Source organism: Kitasatospora sp. NPDC002965, assembly GCF_040611255.1.
Classification (GTDB): Bacteria; Actinomycetota; Actinomycetes; order Streptomycetales; family Streptomycetaceae; genus Kitasatospora.
On record NZ_JBEXNT010000044.1, the window covers coordinates 1 to 25518 of the forward strand.

The 25518-nt window shown below is 75.5% G+C and carries 23 protein-coding genes; 19 read left to right on the plus strand and 4 right to left on the minus strand.

The genetic code is table 11. From position 1 onward, the window contains the following. Positions 1-175 precede the first annotated feature (175 nt). From ABZY91_RS18825 to ABZY91_RS18885, 13 genes are all read left to right on the plus strand, one after another. Complete coding sequence (locus ABZY91_RS18825; protein ID WP_355403651.1) at positions 176-1051, plus strand: alpha/beta fold hydrolase; 876 nt, start codon at positions 176-178, stop codon at positions 1049-1051. A gap of 141 nt (positions 1052-1192) precedes the next feature. Further along, complete coding sequence (locus ABZY91_RS18830; RefSeq protein WP_329951282.1) at positions 1193-1960, plus strand: SDR family oxidoreductase; 768 nt, start codon at positions 1193-1195, stop codon at positions 1958-1960. Positions 1961-2042: 82 nt separating this feature from the next. Then, the gene (locus ABZY91_RS18835; protein ID WP_329876870.1) at positions 2043-2462 is read left to right on the plus strand and encodes an ester cyclase; all 420 of its coding nucleotides are present in this window, start codon (positions 2043-2045) and stop codon (positions 2460-2462) included. 127 nt (positions 2463-2589) lie between these two features. Beyond that, positions 2590-3000: a nuclear transport factor 2 family protein gene (locus ABZY91_RS18840; RefSeq protein ID WP_329876872.1), complete on the plus strand. Its 411-nt coding sequence runs from the start codon at positions 2590-2592 to the stop codon at positions 2998-3000. A gap of 311 nt (positions 3001-3311) precedes the next feature. Continuing rightward, positions 3312-4988 carry an ABC transporter substrate-binding protein gene (locus tag ABZY91_RS18845; protein WP_329951284.1) on the plus strand — a complete coding sequence of 559 codons (1677 nt, stop codon included), beginning with the start codon at positions 3312-3314 and terminating at the stop codon, positions 4986-4988. Positions 4989-5098: 110 nt separating this feature from the next. Beyond that, entirely contained in the window at positions 5099-6085 is a 987-nt protein-coding gene (locus tag ABZY91_RS18850; protein WP_355403654.1) for an ABC transporter permease, read from the plus strand. Between the two features lie 6 nt (positions 6086-6091). Continuing rightward, a complete protein-coding gene (locus tag ABZY91_RS18855) occupies positions 6092-7081 on the plus strand; it encodes an ABC transporter permease (protein WP_355403656.1) in 990 nt (329 codons plus the stop codon). Then, on the plus strand, positions 7078-9087 hold the full coding sequence (locus ABZY91_RS18860; protein ID WP_355403658.1) for a dipeptide ABC transporter ATP-binding protein: 2010 nt from the start codon (positions 7078-7080) through the stop codon (positions 9085-9087). The genes ABZY91_RS18855 and ABZY91_RS18860 overlap by 4 nt, the downstream gene beginning before the upstream one ends. Further along, positions 9084-9962 carry a metallophosphoesterase gene (locus tag ABZY91_RS18865; protein WP_355403660.1) on the plus strand — a complete coding sequence of 293 codons (879 nt, stop codon included), beginning with the start codon at positions 9084-9086 and terminating at the stop codon, positions 9960-9962. Before ABZY91_RS18860 ends, ABZY91_RS18865 begins: the two co-directional genes overlap by 4 nt. Before the next feature lie 79 nt (positions 9963-10041). Continuing rightward, positions 10042-10608, plus strand: coding sequence for a TetR/AcrR family transcriptional regulator (locus ABZY91_RS18870; RefSeq protein ID WP_329876885.1), 567 nt, complete (start codon positions 10042-10044; stop codon positions 10606-10608). A 154-nt stretch (positions 10609-10762) separates the two neighbouring features. Further along, positions 10763-12346, plus strand: a complete 1584-nt coding sequence (locus tag ABZY91_RS18875) for an MFS transporter (protein WP_355403662.1) — start codon at positions 10763-10765, stop codon at positions 12344-12346. 87 nt (positions 12347-12433) lie between these two features. Continuing rightward, entirely contained in the window at positions 12434-12889 is a 456-nt protein-coding gene (locus tag ABZY91_RS18880; protein WP_355403664.1) for an SRPBCC family protein, read from the plus strand. 98 nt (positions 12890-12987) lie between these two features. After that, the gene (locus ABZY91_RS18885) at positions 12988-14355 is read left to right on the plus strand and encodes a carotenoid oxygenase family protein (protein WP_355403667.1); all 1368 of its coding nucleotides are present in this window, start codon (positions 12988-12990) and stop codon (positions 14353-14355) included. 105 nt (positions 14356-14460) lie between these two features. Here the strand turns inward: ABZY91_RS18885 and ABZY91_RS18890 are convergent, their stop codons facing one another. Beyond that, positions 14461-15423 (minus strand): LysR family transcriptional regulator, encoded by a 963-nt coding sequence (locus ABZY91_RS18890; RefSeq protein ID WP_355403670.1) that lies wholly within the window; start codon positions 15421-15423, stop codon positions 14461-14463. A 128-nt stretch (positions 15424-15551) separates the two neighbouring features. Here ABZY91_RS18890 and ABZY91_RS18895 point away from each other — a divergent pair, with 128 nt between their 5' ends. Together ABZY91_RS18895 and ABZY91_RS18900 are read left to right on the plus strand one after the other, a co-directional pair. Further along, positions 15552-16799 (plus strand): MFS transporter, encoded by a 1248-nt coding sequence (locus ABZY91_RS18895; protein ID WP_355403672.1) that lies wholly within the window; start codon positions 15552-15554, stop codon positions 16797-16799. 141 nt (positions 16800-16940) lie between these two features. After that, positions 16941-17906: a metallophosphoesterase gene (locus ABZY91_RS18900; protein ID WP_355403674.1), complete on the plus strand. Its 966-nt coding sequence runs from the start codon at positions 16941-16943 to the stop codon at positions 17904-17906. 64 nt (positions 17907-17970) lie between these two features. On the opposite strand, the gene ABZY91_RS18905 is transcribed toward ABZY91_RS18900, so the two are convergent. Beyond that, positions 17971-19209 (minus strand): glycosyltransferase, encoded by a 1239-nt coding sequence (locus ABZY91_RS18905; protein WP_355403676.1) that lies wholly within the window; start codon positions 19207-19209, stop codon positions 17971-17973. A 472-nt stretch (positions 19210-19681) separates the two neighbouring features. On the opposite strand from ABZY91_RS18905, the gene ABZY91_RS18910 reads away from it, so the two are divergent. From ABZY91_RS18910 to ABZY91_RS18920, 3 genes are all read left to right on the plus strand, one after another. Continuing rightward, entirely contained in the window at positions 19682-20224 is a 543-nt protein-coding gene (locus ABZY91_RS18910) for an MOSC domain-containing protein (protein WP_355403678.1), read from the plus strand. 150 nt (positions 20225-20374) lie between these two features. Then, a complete protein-coding gene (locus ABZY91_RS18915) occupies positions 20375-21259 on the plus strand; it encodes a siderophore-interacting protein (RefSeq protein ID WP_329876901.1) in 885 nt (294 codons plus the stop codon). Positions 21260-21728: 469 nt separating this feature from the next. Further along, complete coding sequence (locus tag ABZY91_RS18920; protein ID WP_355403680.1) at positions 21729-22361, plus strand: hypothetical protein; 633 nt, start codon at positions 21729-21731, stop codon at positions 22359-22361. Between the two features lie 66 nt (positions 22362-22427). Here ABZY91_RS18920 and ABZY91_RS18925 read toward each other — a convergent pair whose 3' ends face one another. Both ABZY91_RS18925 and ABZY91_RS18930 read right to left on the minus strand, forming a co-directional pair. Then, a complete protein-coding gene (locus tag ABZY91_RS18925) occupies positions 22428-23093 on the minus strand; it encodes an RES family NAD+ phosphorylase (RefSeq protein ID WP_355403682.1) in 666 nt (221 codons plus the stop codon). A 4-nt stretch (positions 23094-23097) separates the two neighbouring features. Further along, complete coding sequence (locus ABZY91_RS18930) at positions 23098-23745, minus strand: hypothetical protein (protein WP_355403684.1); 648 nt, start codon at positions 23743-23745, stop codon at positions 23098-23100. 299 nt (positions 23746-24044) lie between these two features. On the opposite strand from ABZY91_RS18930, the gene ABZY91_RS18935 reads away from it, so the two are divergent. Beyond that, complete coding sequence (locus ABZY91_RS18935; protein ID WP_355403686.1) at positions 24045-25514, plus strand: hypothetical protein; 1470 nt, start codon at positions 24045-24047, stop codon at positions 25512-25514. The last annotated feature ends 4 nt before the right edge of the window (positions 25515-25518 follow it).

Sequence of the window (25518 nt, forward strand, 5' to 3'; positions counted from 1 at the left end):
AACCCCATCCCCCCCCCCCCACCCCCCTAACGTGCCCCCCCCCCGGGGGTTTTTCCTCCGGGGGGGGGGGCCCCGGGGGGGGGCGCCCCCGCCGGCCCCCCCCCCGGCAGGGGCGGCGGCCGGAACGGCGGCCGGGAGCGTGGCGGCCGCGCACGGGAGCGGTGGCGGTGCGCCGGTGGACGACCCGCGCCACCCGCTCTCCACGCTCTACCGCCGGCTGGCCGCCCAGGGCAGCTTCCCCGAGGCGTCCGCGCTGATCGGTGTCGCCTCCCACCTGCGGTCCAGGTTCGGCGCCGAGGAGCGCGACCGGCACGTCCTCAAGCCGATCCGGCTGGCCTCCGGCAGCGGCGAACTCGCCGTCGTCGCGTTCCCCGCGCTGAGCGCGATCTCCGGGCCGCACGAGTACGCCCGGCTGGGCCACTCCTTCCAGGGCGAGCGGGACGTCTTCGTCGTGCCGTCCCCGGGCTGGGACCCGTCGGACCTCCTGCCCGACCACCTCGACACCTACCTCGACATGCACACCGAGACCGTGCTCGAACTGCTGGGCGACGAGCGGCCGTTCGTCATCGTCGGGCGCTCGATGGGCGGTTGCGTCGCGCAGGCCGTCGCCGAGCGGCTGGAGGCGCGCGGCCGGGCGGTCGCCGGGCTGGTCCTGGTCGACTCGTACCCGATGGACAGCGCCGCCCGCGAGGGCATGGGCGAGTGGTGGCTGCACGCGATGCTCGGCGGCATGATCGACCGGATCGAGCAGTACGACATGATCTGGAGCGACTCCAGCCTCACCTCGATGGGCGGGTACAACAACGTCTTCGCCGGCTGGGAGCCCAGCCCGGTCGCGGCGCCGATCCTCGCCCTGCGCGCCGACACGCCGCTGCGCGGCATGGTCGTCGACACGGCGGAGCGCGAGGACTGGCGGGCCTACTGGCCGGTGCCGCACGAGGTGCTGGACATCCCCGGCGACCACTTCACCGTGCTGGAGCAGCACACCCCGACCACGGCCGAGGCCGTCCGCGGGTGGATCGACCGCATCGAGCGCACCCGGCAGGGCTGACGACGGGCCTGCCGGCCCCGGGCGGGACCGTACGACCTGGCGGGACCGCCCACGAGGAACACGGCCGACCCCGCCGCCCGTGCCGGGTACGACAACCCGGGCGAGCGGCGCGGCAGCCGCAACGAGAGGAAGGAAACAGGCATGACGGATCCGGTAGTGCTGGTCACCGGAGCGGCGTCGGGCATCGGCGAGGCGACGGTCCGGCTGTTCGCGGAGCGCGGCCACCGCGTGGTCGCCGTGGACGTCGACAAGGCGGGACTGGAGGCGCTGGCCGAGCTGGACGGCGTGGCGACCCTGGTGGGCGACGTGTCGTCCGAGGAGACCAACGTCGCCGCGGTCGCCCTCGCGCAGGAGCGGTGGGGCCGGCTGGACGCCGCGGTGCTCAACGCCGGTACCGGCGGCGGCGGTCCGCTGGAGGCCCCGGGCGCGATCGAGCGGTTCGACCGCCTCTTCGCCGTCAACGTGCGCAGCGTGGTGCTGGGGATCCGCGCCGCGGTGCCGGCGCTCCGCGAGGCCGGGGGAGGGGCGATCGTCGCCACCTCCTCGGTCTCCGGGCTGCGCGGCGACCCGGGCACCTGGGCGTACAACGCGACCAAGGCGGCCGTGATCAACCTGGTCCGGGGCACGGCCATCGACTACGCCGCCGAGGGGATCCGGATCAACGCGATCGCGCCCGGCGGCACCGTCACCGGGCTGACCGCCGGACAGGTCGCCGACCCGGAGTTCTCGGCGTTCATCACCCGCCGGATCCCCGCCCAGCGCTGGGCCGAGGCGCGGGAACAGGCCGAGGTGGTCTGGTTCCTGACCTCCCCGGCGGCCTCCTACGTCACCGGGGTCACCGTCCCCGTCGACGGAGGCCTGAGCGCCAACGGCGGCATCCTGCTGCCGCCGCCGGCCCGGGGCCGCTGACCCCGGTACGGCGGCCCGCCGCCGTACCGCACCGACCGAAGTACCCCCCGATTTATCCCAACTGACGAGGAGAGCAACACCGATGAGCATCGAGGCGAACAAGGCCCTGGTCGAGCGGTACTACCACGAGCTGGTCACCGGGCAGCGGGTCGAACTGCTGGAGGAGCTGGTCGCGGAGGACGCCGCCGACGAGACCAGGGTCGGCCCCGGTGGCAGCGGGACCCGGGAGGACTTCCGCGAGCACCTGCGCTGGCTCTGGGAGAACGTCCGCGACGTCAAGGCCACGGTCGAGGACCTGGTGGCCGAGGGCGACCGGGTGATCGCCTTCTGGCGGATCGAGGGCGTGCACGTCGGCCCGGTCTTCGGCGTCCCCGCCACCGGCCGGTCCTTCGTCGGGCACAGCATCAGCTGGCTGACCGTCCGTGACAACAAGGTGGTCCGCTACAACGTGCTGCCCGACCGCCTGGGCATCGTCCAGCAGCTGGCCCCGGCCACCGTCTGACCCTGCCTCACCGGGGCGCACCGCCGCCCCCTCCGGCCCCCGGGGCCCGGCCGGCGCCGCCGTCGGCCGGGCCCCGGGGCGCTCGGCCGAACCCGACCCCGGAACCGATCCGCCAGGAGGAATCCCCATGACCGCCGCCGACCTGAGCCCGGCCGACGCCGAGCAGCTGCGCCAGCTGCTCGCCCGCTTCTCCCACGCCTTCGACAACGCGGACGCGGAGGCGCTGGCCGGGGTGTTCGCCGAGGACGGTGTGATCGAACTCGCCCGCACCGGAGCCGTGTTCACCGGCCTGGAGAAGATCCGGGTGTTCGCCCGTGACCTGGGACAGGACCACCCGGACCACCAGACCCTCGACTCCGTCCTCACCGTGGACGAGGACGGTACCGTCCGGGGCCGCAGCCGCTACCTGGCGATCCTGCCCGACGGCTCGGTCCACAACGGCGACTACTTCGACGTCTACACCCGCACGGCGGACGGCTGGCGGATCGCCCACCGCCGCTCCGTGCCGCGCTACCCGCGCCGCCACCACCACGCCTGACCGGCGGGCCGCCGGGTGCGGCCCAGCGGCCTGTCCGACGGCCCGGGCGTCCTGCGCCCGGGCCGCTTCGTGCCGCGGCCCGTCCGGGGCCCCGGGTACCCCGAGGCCGGCCGCCGAACGGGCCGGCGAGCCGGTCGCGGTGCAGGTCAGGGCAGTGGCCGGGGTGCCGGGACGGGCTTCGGTCCGGGTGTCGCTCAGGGCCCGTCCTAAGGGTGGGTTAGGGGTCCGGTAGGGGTCCGCGGGGGTGCGCCCGCCGATAGCTTCTCGGCATTCCCCAGCTCGTCCCCTCCCACCAAGACGGAGTCATCAGCATGCCCATCACCGGGCCCCGGCCCTTCCCGCTGCTCGCCGCCCTCACCGCAGGGATGCTGCTCCTGGCCGGCTGCAGCTCAGGCTCCGGAGCCGGCTCCGGCGGACCGGGGGCGGCCCAGGACGGTTCGGCCGACAAGCCGGTCCAGGGCGGGGCACTCACCTACGCCACCGACGTCGAGCCGATCTCCTTCGACATCCACGTCAGCCAGCAGGACATCACCGGCGCGATCCAGCGCAACGTCTTCGACTCCCTCGTCCACCAGGACGCGAGCGGCGAGTTCCAGCCCTGGCTGGCGGCCTCGTGGGAGATCACGCCGGACCTCAAGACCTACACCTTCCACCTGCGCGACGGCGTCAAGTTCACCGACGGCACGCCCTTCGACGCGGAGGCGGTCAAGGCCAACTTCGACCGGATCGTGGCCAAGGAGACCAAGTCCCAGTACGCGGCGAGCCTGCTCGGCCCGTACACCGGGACCGAGGTGGTCGACACCCGCACCGTCAAGGTCTCCTTCAGCGAGCCGTTCGCGCCGTTCCTCCAGGCGGCCAGCACCGCCTACCTCGGCTTCTACTCGCCGAAGACGATCAAGGAGAACGGTCCCAAGCTGGGCGCCGGCGGCGCGGCCGACGTCGGCACCGGCCCGTTCGTGTTCAGCAGCTACACCAAGGGCCAGAGCGCCGTCTTCACCCGCAACCCCGACTACAACTGGGCGCCGTCGAGCGCCAACCACCAGGGGCCCGCGTACCTGGAGAAGCTCACCATCCGCTTCCTCACCGAGGACTCGGTCCGGGTCGGCGCGCTGAACAGCGGCCAGGTCCAGGTGGCCGAGCCGATCCCGCCGACCGACGTCAAGACCGTCCAGGGCGACCCGAAGCTGCGCACCGTCACCACCGACGCGCCCGGCGCCAACTACGCGCTCGTCCTCAACACCACCAAGGCCCCGCTGGACGATCCGCAGGTCCGCAAGGCCGTGCAGCGCGGCATCGACCTCGACACCGACATCCAGTCCGTCTACTTCGGCGTCTTCAAGCGCGCCTGGAGCCCGGTCTCGCCCACCACCCCGTACTACAACAAGGCGCTGGAGAAGTCCTGGCCGTACGACCAGGCGGCCTCCAACAAGGCCCTGGACGAGGCCGGCTGGACCGCCCGCGACAGCGAGGGCTACCGCACCAAGGACGGCAAGCGACTCACCCTGTCGTGGCCGCTGCCGCCCGCCGAGTTCGTCCGCGAGCAGCGTGAGACGCTCGGCCAGGCCATCCAGGCCGACCTCAAGAAGATCGGCGTCGAGATCACCCGGCCCCGCCTGGACATCGGCACCTACATCGGGAACGTCTACGGCGGCAAGGAGCACATCGCCGACTACAGCTGGGCCCGGTTCGACCCGGACGTCCTGCGGCTGTACTTCCACAGCGCCAGCAAGCCGTCCACCGGCGGCCAGAACGCGACCTTCTACCAGGACGCCCAGCTCGACGAGTGGACCACGACGGGCAAGGGGACGTTCGACAAGACCGTCCGCCAGGACGTCTACGGCAAGACCCAGCAGCGCGCCGTCGACCTCGGCCTGATCGTCCCGCTGTACGTGCGCACCGCCGTGGTCGGCACCTCGGCCAAGGTGCGCGGCCTCAAGGCCGACCCCAACACCTGGCTCGCCTTCCACGGCGCCTGGCTCGCCCAGTGAGCACCGGCACGGGCCGGTCGGACACCCGAAGCCGAAACCGAAGCCGAAGCCGGGCCCGGAGCCGACACACGGACTCCCGGACCCACCACCCGAACTCCTGGAACTGAGGGATGACCACCACCCGACCGACGGCCGCCGCCACCCCGGCGGCCGTCCGCCAGCCCGCCGTCCGCGTCCTGCGCGCCGTGCTGCGCCGCCTGCTCGGGGCGTTCGCCGTCCTGCTCGGCGCCGCCACCGTGGCCTTCGCCGCACTCCAGCTGATCCCCGGTGACCCGGTCACCGTCATGCTCGGGCCGGGCACCGCCGCCACCCCCGAGGTCAAGGCCGCGATCCGGGAGCAGTACGGACTCGACCGGTCCGTGCCGGTCCAGTACGTCACCTACCTCGGCCACCTGCTGACCGGCGACCTCGGCGAGTCCTTCCAGCTCCAGCGGCCGGTCGCCGAGCTGATCGGCGATCAGCTCGGGCCGACCGTCCGGCTCGGCCTGGCCGCCCTGGCGCTGGCCGTCCTGCTGGCGGTCGGTGCGGCCGTGGTCACGGCCGGCCGGCGGCCCGCCCTGCGGGCGCTCAGCTCGCTCGCCGAACTGCTCGCCGTCTCCAGCCCGTCCTACTGGATCGGCATCCTGCTGCTCACCGCCTTCTCGTTCCAGCTACGGATCTTCCCGGTCGCCGGCGACGACGGGTTCGCCGCCCTGGTGCTGCCCGCCGTCACGCTCGCGCTGCCGGTGGCCGGGATGCTCGCCCAGGTGCTGCGCGAGGGACTGGAGGCCGCCCTCGGGAGGCCGTTCGCGCTCACCGCCCGCTCACGGGGGCTCGGGTCGGCGGCCGTGGTGCTCCGGCACGCGCTGCGCCACGCCGCCGTCCCGGTGGTCACCCTGACCGGTTGGCTCACCGGGTCGCTGCTGGGCGGCGCGGTGCTCGTCGAGTCGGTCTTCGGCCGGCCGGGGATCGGGGCGCTCACCCTCCAGGCGACCACCAACAAGGACCTTCCACTGGTGATCGGGCTGGTCCTGCTCTCGGCGCTGGTCTTCGTGGTCATCTCGACCCTCGTCGACCTGCTCTACCTCGTCATCGACCCACGGTTGAGGAACGGCTGAACTCCCATGGCCCACAACACCGTTGCCACCGCCGATCCGGCCGATCCGGCCGATCCGGCCGAGCAGGGCGACCCGGCCGACCCGGCCGGACCGGGAGGTCCCGGAGGTCCGGACGGCCGGCCCGGCCCGGGGAAGCAGGGCGGCCGGACCGCCCGCACCTCCCCGTCGGCCGGCTCCGCCGCGTCGCTCGTCCGCCGGATCGGGTTCGCCCTCGCCGTCGCCGTGCTCGCCCTGCTGGTCCTCGCCGCCCTCGCCCCCGGGCTGCTCACCTCGGTCTCGCCGGTGGAGACCCATCCGGTCGAGGCGCTCACCCCTCCGGGCGCCGAGCACTGGTTCGGCACGGACCAGCTCGGCCGCGACCTGTTCGCCCGGGTCCTGCACGGCGCCCGGCCGTCCCTGCTCCTGGGCCTCGGCGCCTCCGTCTTCGCCGTCATCGGGGGCACCGCGCTGGGCCTCGCCGCCGCGCTCGGCGGACGCTGGGCCGACCAGGTGCTGATGCGGCTGGCGGACGTCCTGCTCGCCCTCCCGCCGATCCTGCTCGCGCTGCTGGCCGTCACCGTCCTGGGCACCGGCTCGCTCAACGTGATGCTCGCCATCGCGATCGCCTTCGTCCCCGGGTACGCACGGATCGTCCGGGCCGAGACGCTGGTCGTCCGCCGCTCGGGGTACGTCGAGGCGGCGGTCGGACTCGGCCTGCCGCGCCCGCTGCTGATCGTCCGGCACGTCCTGCCGAACGCCGTCGGGCCGATGCTGGTCCTCGCCACCGTGGGCTTCGGCACGGCGCTCATCGCGGCGTCCGGGCTCAGCTTCCTCGGCCTCGGCCCGCAGCCGCCCAGCCCCGAGTGGGGCGCGATGCTCTCCCAGGGGCGGCGCTTCCTGGCCACCGCCTGGTGGATCGGCGTCTTCCCGGGAGCGGCGATCACCGCGGCCGCCCTCGTCGTCAACGTCCTCGGCCGTCGCGCCCAGGCCCGCTTCACCCGGAGGACCGAGGCATGACGTCCGCGCAGGCCCCGAAGCAGACCGCGGCACCGGCCACCGCCCCGGCCCCGGCCCCGGCCCCGGCCCCGGCCACCGCGAAGGTCGCCGCACCCACCTCGAAGCAGGCCACCGACCGGGCCCGGACCGACGCGCGGGCCCCGTCGGCCGCCGGGCCGGCGCCCCTGCTGACCGTCGACGGGCTCGACGTGCGGTTCGGCGCGGTGCACGCCGTCCGGGACGTCTCGTTCACCCTCGACCGGGGGGAGTGCCTGGCCGTGGTCGGCGAGTCCGGCTCCGGCAAGAGCGTCACCGCCCGCACCCTGGTCGGCCTCACCGACGCCGCCGCCGGTCCCGGTACCCGTGCGCCCGCAGGCGTCACCGCCCGCCGGCTCGTCTTCGACGACCGCGACCTCACGGCCCTCACCGAGGCCGAGTGGCGCGGCGTGCGCGGACGCCGGATCGGCCTCGTGCTCCAGGACGCCCTGGTCTCGCTCGACCCGCTGCGCACCGTCGGCGCCGAGGTCGCCGAGCCGCTGCGGGTCCACCGCCTGGCCGGCCGCGACGAGATCCCCGACCGGGTCCGCGGGCTCCTCGAACGCGCCGGTGTCCCCGAGCCCGGACGGCGCGCGGCCCAGTACGCCCACCAGCTCTCCGGCGGCCTGCGCCAGCGTGCCCTGATCGCCTCCGCCCTCGCCGCCGAACCCGACCTGCTGATCGCCGACGAACCCACCACCGCCCTCGACGTCACCGTCCAGGCCCAGGTGCTCGACCTGCTCGACGGCCTCCGCCGCCAGGGCACCGCCCTGCTGCTGATCAGCCACGACCTGTCGGTGGTGGCCCGGCTCGCCGACCGGGTCGCCGTCATGTTCGGCGGCCGGATCGTCGAGACCGGCCCCACCGAGCGCCTGCTCCGCGACCCCCGCCACCCCTACACCCGCGCCCTGCTCGACGCCGTCCCCGGCGCCCGCACCCGCGGCACCCGGCTCGCCCCCGAACCCCTCCGGCAGGCCGCCCCCGAACCCGGCGGCTGCCCGTACGCGGCCCGCTGCGCCGCCGCCGACCCGACCTGCCGGAGCACCCTCCCGCCGGTGGACTCGCTCGGCGCGCGCTGCTGGCACCCCGGGACGGCGGCGCTCACCGTCCGCGAACCGGTCCTCCTCGGTCTCACCGCGCGGTCCGCCGGCCCGCCGGCCGGTCCCGACGCGTCCGGCCCGGCCACGCCCGGCCCCGCCACGTCCACCTCCGACGCGCCCGCCTCCGGCGCCCCGCTCCTCGACGTCGACCGGATCACCAAGTCCTTCGCCGGCCGCCAGGTCGTCCGCGAGGTCTCCTTCCGGCTCCACGCCGGAGAGACGCTCGGTCTGGTCGGCGAGTCCGGTTCGGGCAAGACCACCGCGGCCCGGATCGTCCTCGGCCTGGAACGCCCCGACACCGGAACCGTCCACCTCGCCGGCCGCCCGTGGAGCGAGCTGCCCGAACGCCGCCGCCGTGCGGACCGCCTCCGCATCCAGGCCGTCCAGCAGGACCCGCTCGGCTCCTTCGACCCGCGGTTCACCGTGCAACGCCTCGTCGCGGAGGCCGTCGCCCGCACGGGCGTGCCGCGCGGGGGCGAACTACGGCGCCGGGTGACCGAACTGCTCGACCAGGTGGGGCTCTCCGCCACCCTCCTCGACCGCCGCCCGACCGCGCTCTCCGGCGGCCAGCGCCAGCGCGTCGCCATCGCCCGCGCACTGGCCCCGGCCCCGACGCTGCTGGTCTGCGACGAACCGGTCTCCGCCCTCGACCTCTCCGTCCAGGCGCAGATCCTCGACCTGCTCGCCGACCTGCGCCGCGACCTCGGCCTCGCACTGCTCTTCATCTCCCACGACCTCGGCGTCGTCCAGCACCTCGCCGACCGGGTCGCCGTGATGAAGGACGGCCGGCTCGTCGAGACCGCGACCGTCGACCAGCTCTTCGACCGCCCCGCCGACCCCTACACCCGTCAACTCCTGGACGCCACCAACCTCGTGGAGGCACGTCGATGACCGGATCGCTCCTCGCCACCAGCGACCTGCACGTCGGCTACGCCGAGAACCGGGCGGTCGTCGACCGCCTGTACCCCGGCTCCGCCGACGACTGGCTGATCGTCGCGGGCGACATCGCCGAGCGCTTCGAGGACATCGCCCGGGTGCTCCGCCTGCTGAGCGAGCGCTTCGCCAAGGTGGTCTGGGCGCCCGGCAACCACGAGCTCTGGACCCCGACCGACGACCCGGTCCAGCTGCGCGGCGACGCCCGCTACCGCGCCGTCGTCGAACTCTGCCGCAGCCTCGGCGTCTCGACCCCCGAGGACCCGTACCCCGTCTGGACCGGCCCCGGCGGCCCGGTGGCCGTCGCCCCGCTCTTCGTCCTGTACGACTACACGTTCCGCCCGCGCGGCACCACGACCAAGGCCGACGCGCTCGCCGCCGCCTACGCCGCCGGCGTCGTCTGCACCGACGAGTTCCTCCTCCACCCCGACCCGTACCCCGACCGCGACAGCTGGTGCCGCGCCCGCCTCGCCGTCACCGAGGCCCGCCTCGCCGCCCTCGACCCCGCCGTGCCCACCGTCCTGGTCAACCACTTCCCGCTCCGGCGGGACCCGACCTACGTGCTCCGCCACCCCGAGTTCGCCCTCTGGTGCGGCACCGAGCACACCGCCGACTGGCACCGCCGCTTCAACGCGGCGGCCGTCGTCTACGGTCACCTCCACATCCCCCGCACCACCCGCACCGACGGCGTGCCGTTCCACGAGGTCTCCCTCGGCTACCCGCGCGAGTGGGCCCCGCGGGGCGCCCCCAGTCCGCTGCGCCGCATCCTCCCCGCCACCCCCGCGCCGCCCGTCGCGGTCCGCCCCGCCCCCCGCTTCGCCGTCCGCCTGTAGGGGCCGGGCGGTGCCGGCGAGGGTTGACTGCGGTTGACGGGGGTTGACGGCCGGGAAGTGTGAGTGGTTGAGTACTCACATGCAGAACGAACGACCCCGCCAGTTGTCCACCGCCGAGGAGCGTCGCGAGACGGTGCTGCGCACCGCCATCGGGGCCTTCGCCGCGCGGGGGTACTTCGGCACCACCACCACGGAGGTGGCGAAGGCCGCGGGCATCTCGCAGGCCTACGTCTACCGGCTCTTCCCGAGCAAGGAAGCCCTGTTCGTGGCGGTGGTGGACCACTGCTTCGTCCGCGTGCGGGGCAGTCTGGAGCGGGGTGCGGCCGAGGCGAAGGGGAGCTCGTCCGACCTGGTGCTCGCCGCCATGGGTGACGCCTACGCCAAGCTGATCAGCGACCACGACCTGATGCTGGTCCAGCTGCACGCCCAGGCGGCGGCGGTCTCCGAGCCGGCCGTCCGGGAGGCGGTCCGGCGCGGGTACGCCCGGCTGGTGGAGTACGTCCGCGGCGCGTCCGGCGGGGACGACCGGCAGGTCCAGGAGTTCTTCGCCACGGGGATGCTCTGCCACCTGCTGGTCTCGCTGGGCGTCGAGGCCGTCGACGCGCCGTGGACGCGGACCCTCGCGGCCGGCATCACCCACTACTGACCCACCGCCCCCGGGGCGACCCGGTGGCCGCTCGATCCCCCTGGTGAGGCACCGGCGGGGCCGGAGGTCCGCGCGCAGCGGCCCGGACGGCATCGCCGTTTCCTCGGCCGCGAGTGTGAGTGGTCTATCACTCATAGAATGGAAGGAGGGTGTCATGAGTCCGCAGGGAAGCCGACCCGCTCCGGTCCGCGAGGGCCGCGGCCCGGGCACCGCGCTGGCGGCGCTGGCCGGGGCGCAGTTCGTCGTCATCCTCAGCACCTCGATCGTCAACGTCGCCCTCCCGAGCATCCGGGACGGCATCGGCCTCACCGACGACGGCGCGTCCTGGGTCGTCAACTCCTACGGGCTCGCCTTCGGGGCGCTCCTGCTGGCCGGCGGTCGCCTCGCGGACCTCCTGGGCCGCCGGCGCGTCCTGCTCGGGGGACTGGCCCTGTTCGCCGCCTCCTCGGCAGCGGCCGGGCTGGCGCCGAGCGGGGCGGCGCTGATCACGGCCCGGACGGTGCAGGGCCTGGCCGCCGCTGCCGTCGCCCCCGCCGCACTCGCCCTGGTGACGGACGTGTTCCCGCCCGGTCCGGGGCGCGGCCGGGCCTTCGGGGTCTGGGGTGCGGTCTCCGGCGCGGGCGGCGCCGCCGGGGTCCTGCTCGGCGGCGCACTCACCCAGGGGCTCGGCTGGCCGTGGACCTTCCACGCGACGGCGATCGGCGCCGCGCTCGTCCTCGCCGCAACGGTCGCCCTGCTGCCGGCCGTCCCCGCGAAGGCCGTCCCCGCGAAGGCCGTCCCCGCGCCGGGCGCTCCCGCGCCGGGCGCTCCCGCGCCGGGTACGGAGCCGCCGGGGCGGGGGAGGGGCGGGTTCGACGTCCTCGGCGCCGGGACGGCCGCGCTCGGCCTGACCGCCCTGGTCTGGGCGCCGACCGCCGCCCGCCGCGCCGGCTGGACCGACCCCCTGGTGCTCGCCGCCCTCGCCGCGGCCGTCCTCCTGCTCGGGCTCTTCCTCCTGGCCGAGCGCCGCCACCCGAGCCCGCTGCTGCCGCCGCGCCTGTTCCGCACCGGGCAGGTCGCCGCCGCGAACCTGCTGATGGTCCTGCTCGGCTCGGTCTGGATCGCGCTGTTCTACCTCCTGCCGCTGTACCAGCAACAGGTCCTCGGGGACGGTCCGCTGGCCGCCGGGCTCGGCCAGCTCCCGCTCGCCGCCGCCAACATGCTCGGCGCCGCGCTGGTCCCCCGGGCGGCCCGCCGGTTCGGCGCCGCCCCGGTGCTGGCCGCCGCGCTGCTGACCGAGGCGGCCGGACTGCTCTGGCTCTCCCGGATCGACGCCGACGGCGGCTACCTGACGGACGTGTTCGGCCCGAGCATCGCCGTCGGCCTCGGTCTGGGAGCCGCCTTCGCCCAGTTGACCGGCATCGCCGTCGCCGGCGTCCCGCCGACCGACTCCGGGCTCGCCGGCGGCCTGGTGAACACCACCCGGCAGGTCGGCGGCGCGGTCGGCCTGGCCGTCCTCGGCACCCTCGCCGCCGCCGTCACCGCCGGGCAGGAGGGCCGGCTGCCCCGTCCGGAGGCCCTCACCGCCGGCTACCGGGTCGCGTTCCTGGGCGGCGCGCTCGTCCTCGCGGTCGCGGCGGGCCTCGCGCTCGTCCTGCTCCGCCGGCCGGCCCGGACCCCGGCCCCGCCCGCCCCGGTCCCGCCCGCCCCGGTCCCGCCCGCCCCGCCCGCCGCCGCGCCGCTGCCCGACCCCCGCTGACCATCCCGCAGCACGCGGCGCAGCCCGTCCCACCGCGTTCACCGTCGTTTCCACCGCACCGCAGTCCCGCCGAGGAGAGGAACTCCCGTGTCCACGCACACCATCGACACCACCGCCCCCGTCATCGTCCGCCTCGCCGTGACGGTCGACGCCCCGCCGGCCACCGTCTGGGCCGTCCACACCGACATCGACGCCTGGCCGCAGTGGAACCCGGACGTCGAGACGGCCCGGCAGGACGGCCCGCCGGTCGCCCCCGGCACCTCGTTCACGTGGCGGACCCACGGCCTGGAGATCCTCTCCACCGTCCGGGAACTCGTCCCCGGCGTCCGGATCGTCTGGGGCGGCCCGGCCAACGGCATCGAGGGCATCCACGTCTGGACGTTCGAGGAGACCGGGGACGGCCGGGTGACGGTCCGGACCGAGGAGTCCTGGAGCGGCGCGCCCGTCGACGCCATGCCCGAGGCGATGGAGCAGGCGCTGCGGGAGTCCCTGGAGCGCTGGCTCGGTCACCTCAAGGCCGAGGCCGAACGCCGCACCCGCTGAGGCGACCCGCCCCGCACCCCGCCCGCCCTGTTCCCTCGCCCGCCCCGCACCCCGCCCGCCCTGCTCACCCGCTCACCAGCCCGCGAAAGGTTCCTGCCGTGACCGCCACCGCCAAGCCCTACCTGACCGGCCACTACGCCCCCGTCGCCGACGAGATCACCGCGACCGGGCTGACCGTCGAGGGGCACCTGCCGCCCGAGCTGAGCGGCCGGCTGATCCGCAACAGCCACAACCCGAAGCCCGGCGTCACCCCCACCCACTGGTTCAAGGGCAGCGGCATGGTCCACGGCATCCGGCTGCACGAGGGCCGCGCCGAGTGGTACCGCAACCGCTGGGTCCGCACCCCCGCCCTGGACGGCGCGCCCTACCTGACCGAGCACGGGCCCGACCTCACCGTCTCCACCGCCGGCACCCACGTGATCGAGCACGGCGGCCGGCTGCTCGCCCTCTGCGAGTCGGCCCTCCCCTTCGAGCTGACCGCCGATCTGGAGACCGTCGGCGCCTACGACTGGAACGGCCGGCTGACCTCCGCCATGACCGCCCACCCCAGGGAGGATCCGGTCACCGGCGAACTGCACTTCTTCGCCTCCTCCCCGTTCCCGCCGTACCTGATCCACCACGTCTCCTCGCCCGACGGCACCGTGCTGGCCAGCCAGGAGGTGCCGGGCGCGAGCGCCGCCCTGAAGCACGACTTCGTGATCACCGAGCACTACGTGGTCTTCCTGGAGGGCTCGGTCACCTTCGACCCGACCGACCACTCGGGCATCCCGTACGGCTGGGACGACACCCGGGCGGCGCGGGTCGGGGTCATGCCGCGCGGCGAGGGCCGGGCGTCGGAGGTCCGCTGGTTCCCGATCGAGGCCGGCTACGCGATGCACTTCGCCAACGCCTACGAGGACGCCGCCGGGCGCGTCGTGATCGAGGGCCCGGCCGTGGGCCGCGAGGGCTGGCAGCGCTCCTGGAACTGGTGGATCGGTGCACCCGACCGCGGCGCCGAGCCCAACTCCGGCTCCCGCAGCCGCCGCTGGACCGTCGACCTGGCGGCCGGCCGGGTCCGCGAGGAGCAGACCGACGACCTGACCGTCGAGTTCCCGACCATCAACGAGGCGTACCTCGGCCGCGAGCACCGCTACCAGTACGCGCTGTCGTTCCCCGACGACCGCGGCGTCGGCAACCACACCCTGGTCAAGTACGACCGCCGCACCGGAGGGCGGCAGCTCCTGCCGGTCGGCACCGGGCAACTGCCCGGCGAGGCCCTGTTCGTCCCGGCCGCCGGGCGGGCGGACGCGGACGAGGACGCCGGCTACCTGCTCACCGTGGTCAGCGACCTCAACGCCGACGCCTCCCGGCTCCTCGTCCTGGACGCCTCCGACCTCGCGCTCCCGCCGGTCGCCACCGTCCACCTGCCGCGCCGGGTGCCGGCGATGATCCACGGCTCCTGGATCCCGGACGCCGACCTCGGCTGACCACCGGCCCGCCCGGGCCGCCCCGGACAGCGCCCGCCCCGACCGCGACCCCCGTGCGGTCGGGGCGGGCGCGCCCGTTCGTCCGCCGTACCGCCGCTACCGCCGCTACCGCAGCGCCCAGTCCGGCACCCACGTCCCGCCGCCGTGCTCGCCACCGCCCCCGACGCCGTCCGCGACCGCCGTCCCGGCCGCCCTGGTGAGGTGCTCGCGGAGCGCGGCGAGCCCGGGGTGCGGATTGTCCACGTGCCAGAGCAGCGCGTGCGGGTAGACCGGGGTCGGGTCGTGCACGGTGATGCGCCGCAGGTCGTGGCCGGCGGGCCAGAGCAGGTGGGTCTGCGCGCTGACGAAGGTCGCCAGCTCCGGCACCTCGGCGAGGGTGTCGAGCAGCGGCTCGACACCGAAGTCCGGCCCGGTCACCTCGACGGTCAGCCCGAAGGCGGCCGCCAGGTCCTCGTAGTAGGCCGCCCACTCGGTGCCCGTGACGATGCCGGGCACCCAGATCCGGTGTCCGGCCAGCGCGGCGAGCGTGACCGCGCGGGCGTCGGCCAGCGCGTGGGACGGCCCGGTCAGGAGCTGGAGGGGCTCGTCCAGCACGGGCACCGCCCCGATGTCCTCGGGCAGCCGGCGGCCCGGCATGGTGACGGCGCGGAACGAGGCGTCGATCGTCCCGGCCCGGAGCTCGGCCACGGCCGCGTCCACGTCGAACCGCGTCACGACGTCGAGCGCGACCTCCGGGTGCGCGCGGTGGAAGCCCCGCAGCAGCGCCGCCGGGGCCAGCCGGCGTCCGATGACGTCCACCCGCAGGGCCCGCCGCCCGGCCTGCACCGAGGCGGTCGCGCGTTCCTCGGCCCGGAGCAGCGCGCGGGCGTGCGGCAGGAACGCCTGCCCGTCGACGGTCAGCCGGGCGCCGCGCGGCGTGCGGGTGAACAGCCGTACCCCGAGATCCCGCTCCAGCGCGGCGACCCGCTTCGACACCGCCTGCTGGCTGACCGAGAGTTCGGCCGCCGCGTGCTGGAAGCGGCCCGCGTCCACGACGGCGACGAAGGTGCGCACGGCATCGAGATCCATGGCCGCCATCCTAGGGATCCGCGGGACACAACCACCGGTTGTGGCGGGCCGGCCCGCGGTTGTTTGATCCCCGGTCCGCCGTCCCGCTTTGATGGCGGCTGTCGACCGCCGGTCGGAGGAGGAGTGCGGTGAGGGTGTCGCTGGGGCGGCGGTTCGGCTGGCTGTGGGGGGCGTACGCGGTGAGCGCGCTCGGCACCCGGCTCGCGTTCAACGCGCTTCCGCTGATCGCGATCGACGTGCTGGCGGCGGGCCCCGCCGAGGTGTCGGTGCTGGCCGCCGCCGGGGCGGCCGTCGGTGCGGCGGTCGCGCTGCCGCTCGGCCCGTGGGCGGAGCGCCGCCGCAAGCGGCCGGTGATGATCACCATGGACCTGCTGCGGTGCGCGGCGCTGCTGAGCGTCCCGGCCGGGTACGCGCTCGGTCTGCTCACCTTCCCCCAGCTCCTGCTGGTGTCGGTGCTCGTCGCGGCGGCCGACATCACCTTCGGTGCCGCCGCCGGGGCCTGCCTGAAGGCGCTCGTCCGGCCCGAGGACCTGCTGACCGCCAACGCCCGGTTCGAGGCCACGAGCTGGACCACCATCGTCCTCGGGCTGCCGCTCGGCGGCGTCGCGATCGGACTGTTCGGCCCCGTCGTGACCGTGCTCGCCGACGCCGGCAGCTACCTGCTGTCGGCCGCCGGCCTGCGTGCGATCGGCGGTGGGGAGCCGCGCCCCGCGCCCGCCCCCGTCGCCCCGCCGCGGGCCCGCGACCTCTTCGAGGGCTGGCGCCACCTGCTGGCCCACCCGGTGCTGAGGCCGCTGTTCCTCAACACCGTCCTCGTCAACGCCCTGATCATGGCGGTCGAGCCGCTGCTCGCCGTCCTCCTCCTGCGCCGGCTCGGCCTCGCCCCGTGGCAGTACGGTCTCGCCTTCGCCGTTCCCTGTCTCGGCGGGCTCATCGGCTCACGGCTCGCCGGGCGCGCCGTCGCCCGCTTCGGACGGCACCGCGTCCTGCTCGTCGCCGGTGCGCTGCGGGCCTGCTGGCCGGTCGGCCTCGCCTTCGTCGGGCCGGGCACGGGCGGGCTCGTCCTGGTGATGGCGGTCGAGTTCGCGCTGATCACCTGTCTGGGCGTGTTCAATCCGGTGCTGGCCACCCACCGTCTGGAGGAGGTCGCCCCCGACCACATGACCCGCGTCCTCACCGCCTGGTCCGTCACGGCCAAGGCCGCCGTCGCGGCCCTGACCGCCCTCTGGGGCCTGCTCGCGGTCCTCGTCGGCCTCCGCCAGGCCATCGCCCTCGCCGGCCTCCTGCTCCTGGTCACCCCGCTGCTCCTTCCCCGCCGGCCCGCTGCGCCGCGGCTCCCGGACGCCGCACCGCAGGGCGCCGGCCGGGCGGTCTGAGCGGACCGGGCGGCGGCCCCGGACCGCCCGACGGTGCTCGGCAGAAGTTTGCACGACTGTCATGTGGCAGTTCTGCCACTTCCCTACCTTGGGTGGCGTCCGTCCGACCCGCGACCCTTCCCACCGAGCGAGCGAGGGCCCATGAAGCAGCACACCGACCCGACCCCGGCAGCCCCGGGCACCGGAGCCGTCGGCATCGTCCAGATCTCCGACCTCCACTTCCAGGACGCCCCCGTCGCCCGGAGGTTCGTCGCGCACGAGCCCGACGAGGGGCTCGCGGCCGTCCTCGCGGAAGCGGCCGGGGCGATCGGGGAGGCCGCCCTGGTGGTCGCCACCGGCGACCTCGCGGACACCGGCGAGGCGGGCGCCTACGAGCGGATGGGCGAGGTCCTGGACGCGCTGCCCACCCCGGTCTACTGCCTCGCCGGCAACCACGACCGGCAGGACGCGCTGCAGGCCTGCCTGCCCCGCCCCAACGTGCACCTGGAACCGGCCGTCCGGGTCGGGAACTGGCTGATGCTGTTCCTCGACAGCAACGCGCACGGCCGCGAGGCCGCCGCCGACGGCACCTACCGCGACCGTGACGACCGGGTGCACGCAGCCGCCCAACCGGGCCTCACCCCGGTCGAGGAGGAACGCGCCCGTGCGATCCTGACGACCACCGGTGCCGACCACGTCTTCGTCTGGATGCACCAGCCGCCGCTTCCCCGGACCGCTCCGGATGCCCAGGGGGACAGCGAACTCGCCCTGCTGGTGCGCGACTTCCCCAAGATTCGGGCGATCGGCGCCGGCCACCTGCACGGCGACCTGTCCGGCGAGTTCGAAGGCCGCCCCGTGTACGTGTGCCCGTCGACCTTCTACAGCATCGACCACGCGAGCCACGGCCTCGACGGCCCCGGCTACCGCACGTACACCCTGCACCCCGACGGCCGCGTCGACAGCGAGGTCCGGACCGTGTCCGGAGGGATCACCGACGCCATGCGGGCCGCGTCCCTCCCCGGCTTCCTGGCGGACCTGCTGGCGGGCCGGACCACCGGCGAGGAGCTCCAGGCCCTGGGCGACGCCGAGTTCGAGGAACGCTACGGCGAACCCCGCCCGATGCGCTGACCGAGCCCCGGCGGCCCGGGGGCCGGCCGCCGCCGGGCCGGACCGCCGGGCGGGCCCGCGTGGCTCACGCGCGCTGCGGCGACCCCTCCCGGTCGACCTCGTCGAGCACCAGCCGCGCGGCCACCGCCGCGCCGTCGGTGCGGACCGTGCCCGCCACGGCGGCCGCCCGCTCGCGGGTCGCGGGGGCCAGCGCCGTCGCGAGCGCGGCCGACAGCGACGCCGCGGTCGGTGTCGGGCCGTCGTGGGCCACACCGATGCCGAGCTCGGCGACCCGCCCGGCCCAGTACGGCTGGTCGGCCCCCTGGGGCACCACCACCTGCGGCACGCCGGCCAGGGCGGCGGTCGTGGTGGTGCCGGCACTGCCGTGGTGCACGACGGCGGCCGACCGCCGGAACAGGGCCTGCTGGTTGACCTCGTCGACGGCGAAGCAGTCGTCCCGGTCGTCGACCGGGGCCAGGCCGGCCCAGCCGCGCGCGAGGACCACCCGGAGGCCCCGCGCGCGGGCCGCGTCCACGGCCGCCCGGGCGACGCCCGCCGGATCCGGCACGGGCGTGCTGCCGAAGCCCACGTACACCGGTGGAGTGCCGGCGTCCAGGAAGGCCGTCAACCCGGCGGGGAGCGGGCGCTCGTCCGGCAGGATCCACGCGCCGGTCTGCACCACGTCGAGCTCCGTCGGCTGCCACGGGGCCAGGAACGGGTCCGCGGCCATCCACGGCCGGTCGGTGAAGGCGTAGTCGCGGACGCCGGTCACCGGCGGCAGCCCGGCGGACGCCCGGCGGGCGTTGAGCTCCCCGCCGAACATCTCGTCGGCGATCCGGGCGTCGAGGTCCCACAGCGCCCGGCGGTCGCTCTCGTCCTCGGGCAGCGGCCGGCCCCGCCGCGCGGGCGGCGCCCGGTGGGGCGACGGCAGGCTGACCGGCTGGTGGCTCGCGTGCACGTAGCGGATGCCCAGCTTCTCGGCGACGGACCGCGCACCGGCCGCGGCCGGCAACGGGCCGGTCACCACCAGCACGTCGCACCCCTCGGCCGCCGCGGCGAGCGTGTCGAACTGCGCGTCCATCAGGTCGGCCACCCGCCGGGCCAGGCCCGCCGCCGACCCCGGGGTCACCGTGGTCACCAGCGGCCGTACCGGGTCACCGGCCGGCACCACCTCGACGCCGACGCCGGCGAGCCGCTCCGCGAACTCCTCGTCCGGAGGCGCGCACACCCGCACCTCCGCGCCGAGCTCCCGCAGCCGCACCGCGAGCCCCACCATCGGCTCGACACTGCCGCGCGACCCGTACGCCGACAACACCACACGCATGCATGACTCCCGTGAATTCGCAGGTCGACCTGGTTACGGCCGGACATTCTGCGGCATCACGGGGGCCTTGCCGCAAGGCCCCTGATGCGTTATAGGTTCGGAGTGGCGAGGGGAGCGGGTTCCTCCCCCTTCGCCCCTCGACGCCCGCCGCGGACGGACGACCTGCCGGTGGCCCCCTCCCGCTCCGGGACGCCCCGCAGGCGCGCGGGGAGCCGGCGCCCTGCGGTACGCGGTGCACGAGGAGCCGAGCGGCCGGCCGGGTCGAGGAGTTCCGGCGGGGCGCGCTCGCCCGTGCGTCGGCGGCGTTCCGCGGCGTCCGGGAGCCCTTCCACCCCGGGGCTACGCCTTCCCCGCGTACTGAGGCGGGGCCGCCGGGGGCCGCCGGGGGCCGCCGGGGGTGCCGGCCGGAGGTCGTGCGGCGCTCGATAGGCTCGGGACGAATCATCAGGTCCGAACAGGAGGTCCGCGCACCATGGGCGGGACGGTCACGGCGGTCAGCAGCAGCGGCGAGTACACGTTCACCAAGCCCAACCGGGACGGCATCACGCTGCTCGCCGGCCTCGGGGTCGAGGGGGACGTGCACGCGGGCGTCACGGTGAAGCACCGGTCGAGGGTCGCGCAGGACCCGACGCTCCCGAACCTGCGACAGGTCCACCTGATCCACGAGGAACTCTTCGCCGAGGTGGGTGAGAAGGGCTTCGAGGTGGCACCCGGCCAGCTCGGGGAGAACATCACCACCGGCGGGATCGACCTGCTCGGCCTGCCGGTCGGGACGCTGCTGCGGATCGGGGACGCCGCGGTCGTGGAGGTCACCGGGCTGCGCAACCCCTGCCTGCAGATCGACGCCTTCAGCAGCGGGCTGCTGAAGCAGGTCGTGGGGCGGGACGCGGAGGGGAACGTCGTGCGGAAGGCCGGGATCATGAGCGTCGTCCGGGAGGGCGGCGTGGTGCGCCCCGGTGACGTGATCGAGGTCGAGCTCCCCGAGGGCCCGCGCCGGCCGCTCGACCGGGTCTGAACGGCCCCGGACGCGGGGCGGGCGCCGCGGCGGGCGCGCGGGCGGGGGCGGGGCCGTAGGCGGGCGCGGCCCGGAGGCGGGATGGGCAGGACGCGAACAGATAGGTTAGCCTAACCTAAGCTTCGACGGGACCGGCTGCCGTCCGCCGACGTGCCGCCGACCCGCCCGCTGAGAGGAGAGAGGGCCCTGACCAGCACCACCGCCCCCGCGCGCTTCGTGCTCTTCCCGCTCCACGTCGTCCGGAGCACCCGCATCACAGCCCACCTGGCCCGCATCACGCTCGGCGGCGAGAGCCTCGCCGGCTTCGTCAACGGCGGCCTCGACCAGCGGATCAAGCTCCTCCTGCCGCAGCCCGGCCAGACCGAACCGCTGACCCCGCCCGGTGAGGGCGAGTTCGGCTGGTACCAGAGCTGGCGGGCCATGGACCCGGCCGTCCGGCCGGTGCTCCGCACCTACACCGTCCGGGCGCAGCGCCGGGACCCCGACGAGATCGACATCGACATCGCCGTCCAGGGCGACCACGGGCCCGGCTCCCGCTGGGCCGTCAAGACCGCCCCCGGGGACCGCGTGATCGTCTGCGGGCCGGCGGTGGAGGAGGCCGGCGGCGTCGAGTTCCGGCTGCCGCCGAGCGCGGACTGGGTCCTCCTGGCCGGGGACGAGTCGGCGCTGCCGGCCGTCGCGGCCATCCTCGACGAACTGCCGGCCGGGCTGCCCGTGCGGGTGTTCGCCGAGGTCGAGGGCCCGGGGGAGGAGGGCTACCTGCCCACCGGCCGGCCCGGCGTCGAGGTGACCTGGCTGCACCGGGGCGAGGACGTCGACCCGGTCCTGCCCACCGCCGTCCGGGCCGCCGAACTCCCGCCCGGCGAGCCGTACGCGTGGATCGCCGGCGAGGCGGCGAGCGTCCGCGAGCTGCGCCGCCACCTGGTCCGCGAGCGCGGGATCGACCGGCGCGCCGTCTGCTTCATGGGCTACTGGCGGGCCGGGCGGACGGAGGACCAGCGGGCCGAGGACGGCCCGGCGGTCGACGACGACTGACGGAACCCGGCCACCCCCGGGCGACCCCCGGCCCGGGACGGGCCCCTCGCCGGTCGCTACGATCGCACTCCGATCATGGACGGGGGGCCGCGGGCACGCGGTGTGGACGCGGCTGACCGGGTGGCTGCCGGCGATCAGCGCCGTCGTCACCGAGGTGTGGGCCCTGCTGCCCGCCCTGAGCCCGGACGCGGTGGCCCTCTCCACCCGGGCCCGGCTGCTGCCGCCGCCGGTGACGCCGGTCTGCGCCGCGGCCTGGTCGGCCGCCTCGGTGGCGGCCCGGCGCCGCCCTCCTGCGCCTGGCCTGCGGAAGAGGAAGCCGGGGCGGGCCTTCGCGTTCCTGACGGGTGATTTCCCGGTCATTCCGACCCGAAGGCCCTGCCGCACGGGCGCTGACACCCTACCGTGGAAGGGAGTCTGCCCCGGTCCGGGGCGGAACGGGGTGATCGAAGCGCACGAAGGAAGGAAAGCCATGGGGGTACGTGCACGGCTTCGCGGGGGCGCGGTCGCGGCGGGGGCCGCGGTGCTGGCGGTCGGGGCCCTGGGGGCCGGGGTGGCTCCAGGTCAGGCGGCGGCCGCCGACCAGTGGCGGCCGCAGCCGGGGACCCTGTACATCTCCGACTTGCCGAAGACCGAGTCGTGGCGCGCCAACCCGACCGCCCGGGGGTGGGGCGACGACTTCGACTGTCCGGTGGGCTGGCCCGCCGAGCCGGCCGAAGTCAATGTATGGCACCGGGACTTCACCACCGCGGAGACCGCGTTCGCCCAGCAGAAGGTGGCGGTCTTCGACACGGAGGCCGAGGCCGTCGCCTTCGCGGACAAGGCCCGGCAGGACTACGTCGCCTGCGCGCACGCCCCGCAGCGGCCCGGCGTGAGCGCAACCTACCTCGACCACGGGGTGATCAACGTCGAGGAGGGCGCCACCCTTCAGGGGATGCACACCTTCGACTCCAACGCCACCGAGCGCCCCGACTACAACTACCTGTGGGGCGTGGGCCGCGACGGCGACACGGTGACGCTGGTCCTGTGGCAGAGCTACTGGGGCGATCCGCCTGTGATCCCGTGGAAGAACACCCTGAACACCGCGGTGAAGAAGCTGTACTGAGCACCCGCCGCCGACTCCTCGCCGCGCCCCCCCGGCCGGGGCGGCGCGGCGGCCTCCGCCCCGGTGCTACCGCCGGGGCGGTTCGATCCTGGTGCGGGCCGGGGCGAGCAGCCGGTTGAGCAGCTCGGCGCCGGCGGCCGTGTCGAGGGCCACGGGCTCGGTCCCGGCCGGCTTCACCAGCCCGGCGGCGCCCTCGCGCTCGTAGAGGACGCAGGCGGCGCTCGACAGGTCGCGCTTGGACGGCCACTTCAGCCCGCGTGCCCACGGCGCCTGGCCGCGGATCCAGGCGCCCCAGCGGCGGGTCCGGGCGTACGCCTCGGGAGTGGAGTGGATCAGCCACTCGTCCTGGTGGACGGCGGCGAGCTGGTCGAGCGTCATCAGGCCGACGAGGGGGATGTCGCAGGTGGTCTCGATCTGCGACAGCACCCTGCCCCGGACGGCGACCCTGCGGATCCGCCGCCAGCCCTTCTCGTCGAACGGGATGCCGCGCACCAGCGTCTCCATCACCGCCGTCCGCTCCGAGAACCCGGCGTACAGGTACGGCAACTGCTCGCCGTCGCCCTGGAAGGAGCAGAACCGGCCGCCCTCGTAGAGCGCGTCGGCGGGGTTCGGGTTGAACGCGGTCGCCGGGTAGGCGGCCAGGTGGACGCGGTGGAGCACGGTGCCCGCGGGCAGCAGCTCGCGGTGCGGGACGGCACGCACGGTGGGGGCGGGGACCTTCACGTCGGGCATCCGGTCACCACTCCGCGATCTCGGCACGGGCCGCCGCGAGCAGGGAGTGCTCGCCGGGGGTGCCCAGCAGGCGGGCGGGGACGGCGTCCAGCCAGGCGTTGGCGCCCAGCCACCAGTCGGCGACGCCCCACGGGTCGTCGTCGGCGTCGAGCAGGCGGTTGACCTCGACGACCAGCGGGAGCGGGAGGCCGGAGGCGCCGTCGAACTGGAAGGACGGCAGCCGGACGGTGCCCTGGCGGTCGGTCAGCCGGATGAGGTCGGGGTCGGCGGGGTCGTGTCCGCCGGCCCGGTACTCCGCGGCGGTGACGTTCCCGGCGTCGAGCAGCCAGTCGTCGGCGTCGGGGGGTGGCTGCGCCGCCGCCGCGGGTCGGCGGCCGAAGAACGCCAGCGCGCTCAGGACCGCTTCCCGGTTGATCTGCTCGGCCCGGGCGCCGCGCGCGTAGCGGACCGAGTCCTCGAACACCGCCCGGACCGGGTGACCGTCGGGAACCGAGGCGAGCAGCAGCCGGACGATCCTGCGCGCGATCCGCTCGGGGTCCCCGGAGGGCGCGGTGAGCAGCTCCCGCAGCCGGGCCCGGGCCGACTCGTCGAGGAACTCCTGCACCTCGTCCCAGCGTTCCCGCAGGGCCTCCAGCACCTCGGCCAGCTCCATCGCCCGTCACCTCCGTCCGCCCGACCCGCGTTCGCGATCCACGATCCGCCGAGGGGCAATCTAGCGTGCCGGTGTCGACCGTGGGCGGTGATCACCGATTCCCGCAAGGCGGGAACAACCCTCCACGATCTGCGGCATGATGGGCCTTCAGCAGCACCTCGGGGGCGGTGTGCCGGTCCACGCGTGGTCGTCCGACGACTCGGCCCGCACCGGCCCTGACGGCGCGCGTAGGGTGTTCCGACCGGTGCCGAGCCCCCGGTCCGCACCGTACGTCACGACTCGCGCTCGGAAGGCGGCCGGTGAGCAGTTCCGCGGGATACGGATGGTCCTACGTCGACCAGGAGGCCGAGCGCCGTCGGCGGTTGCGCGCGCAGTTGGCCGCCGAGGCCCAGCGGGCCGAGAACCTGCGGCGCGCCGAGGAACGCCGGGCGGAGCTGCGCGCCCGGCTCCTTGCCGAGGAGCGGCGGGCGGACTTGCGCGCCCGGCTCGGCGAGCTGAACGAGGAGGCGCAGGGGCTGCGCGGCGAGGCCGGACAGCTGCGCCGCGCGTACCGGGCCGGGAAGGTGCGGGTCGAGACGGTCACCGTCGGCGCCGGGGCGGACGAGGCCGAGCTGACCCGGGCGATCGAGCGGGCCCGGGCGGCCAACGGCCGCGCGGCGCGCGAGCTGGCGGAGGCCGTCCAGGACGTGTGGGCGGCGGTGCTGCCGGAGGCGGTGGTCGAACCGGAACGGCCGCGCCCGCCGAGGAAGCCCGTCCGGAACGCGGCGGGGGACGCCGCCACGGCGGCGGCAGCGGCGGAGGAGGCGGCGCGCGAGCTGGCGGAACGGACCGACGGTGTCCGGGCCGGTGCGCTCGCCGAGGCCCAGGCCGTGCTGGACCGGGACGTGCCCCGCTGCGACCCCGCCGACCTGGAGCGGGTGGCCGGGCTGGTGCGGTCCCTGAAGGCGGCCGGCACCGTCTCCGACGTGCGGACGACGCTCACCGACCTGGCGGCGCTCGTCCAGCACTCGGTGCTGCGCCGCGGTCGCGACGAGGAGCGCGCCGAACTGCGGGCCGCACTGGTGGAACTGGCGCAGGAGGCGGAGCCGGGGGAACGCGACCGGCTGGTCGCCGACCTCACGGCCGCCGAGGACCCGGCCTACCTGCGCCCCGCCGTGGAGGCGGCGGTGGCCCGGGCGGACGCGCACCGCAACCGCGGGCCGGTGGCGGTGGCGCTCGCCGAGGTGCTGCGCGAGCGGGACTACCTGGTGGGTGAGGACTTCACCGACCTGCTGGCCGAGGAGGGGGAGGTGGTGGTGCCGTTCGGCGACCCCGAACCCGGTGGCGCGGCCGGCGGCGAGGCGCCGGTGGCCGGGTACGGGCTGCGGCTGGTGCTGTCGCCGGACCGGGCGACGCTCTCGACCTCGGTGGTCAAGCGGTCCGGCGGCCCGACGGCCGGGGACGGCACGGCCGGGGACGGTACGGCCGACGGTGCGGCCGGCGACGGGGTGGACGAGGAGCTCGCCGAGGAGCAGGACGAGCTGGTCCAGCAGTGGTTCTGCGACGAGCAGTTGCCCTCCATCGAGGAGGCCGTCCGGGAGAAGGGCGTGCGCCTGGAGCGGACGTCCGCGATGGCGCCGGGCATGATGGCCGCCGGCGTGGTGCCGAACGGCTCGTGGCCGCCGCCGGCCGCCGCCGTCCCGCGCCGCGGGACGAGGAAGCCGGGCCGCAAGGGCTCGGCGAACGCCGCCCAGGCCTGGCAACAGCAGCAGCGACAGCGTGAGCGGTGAGAAC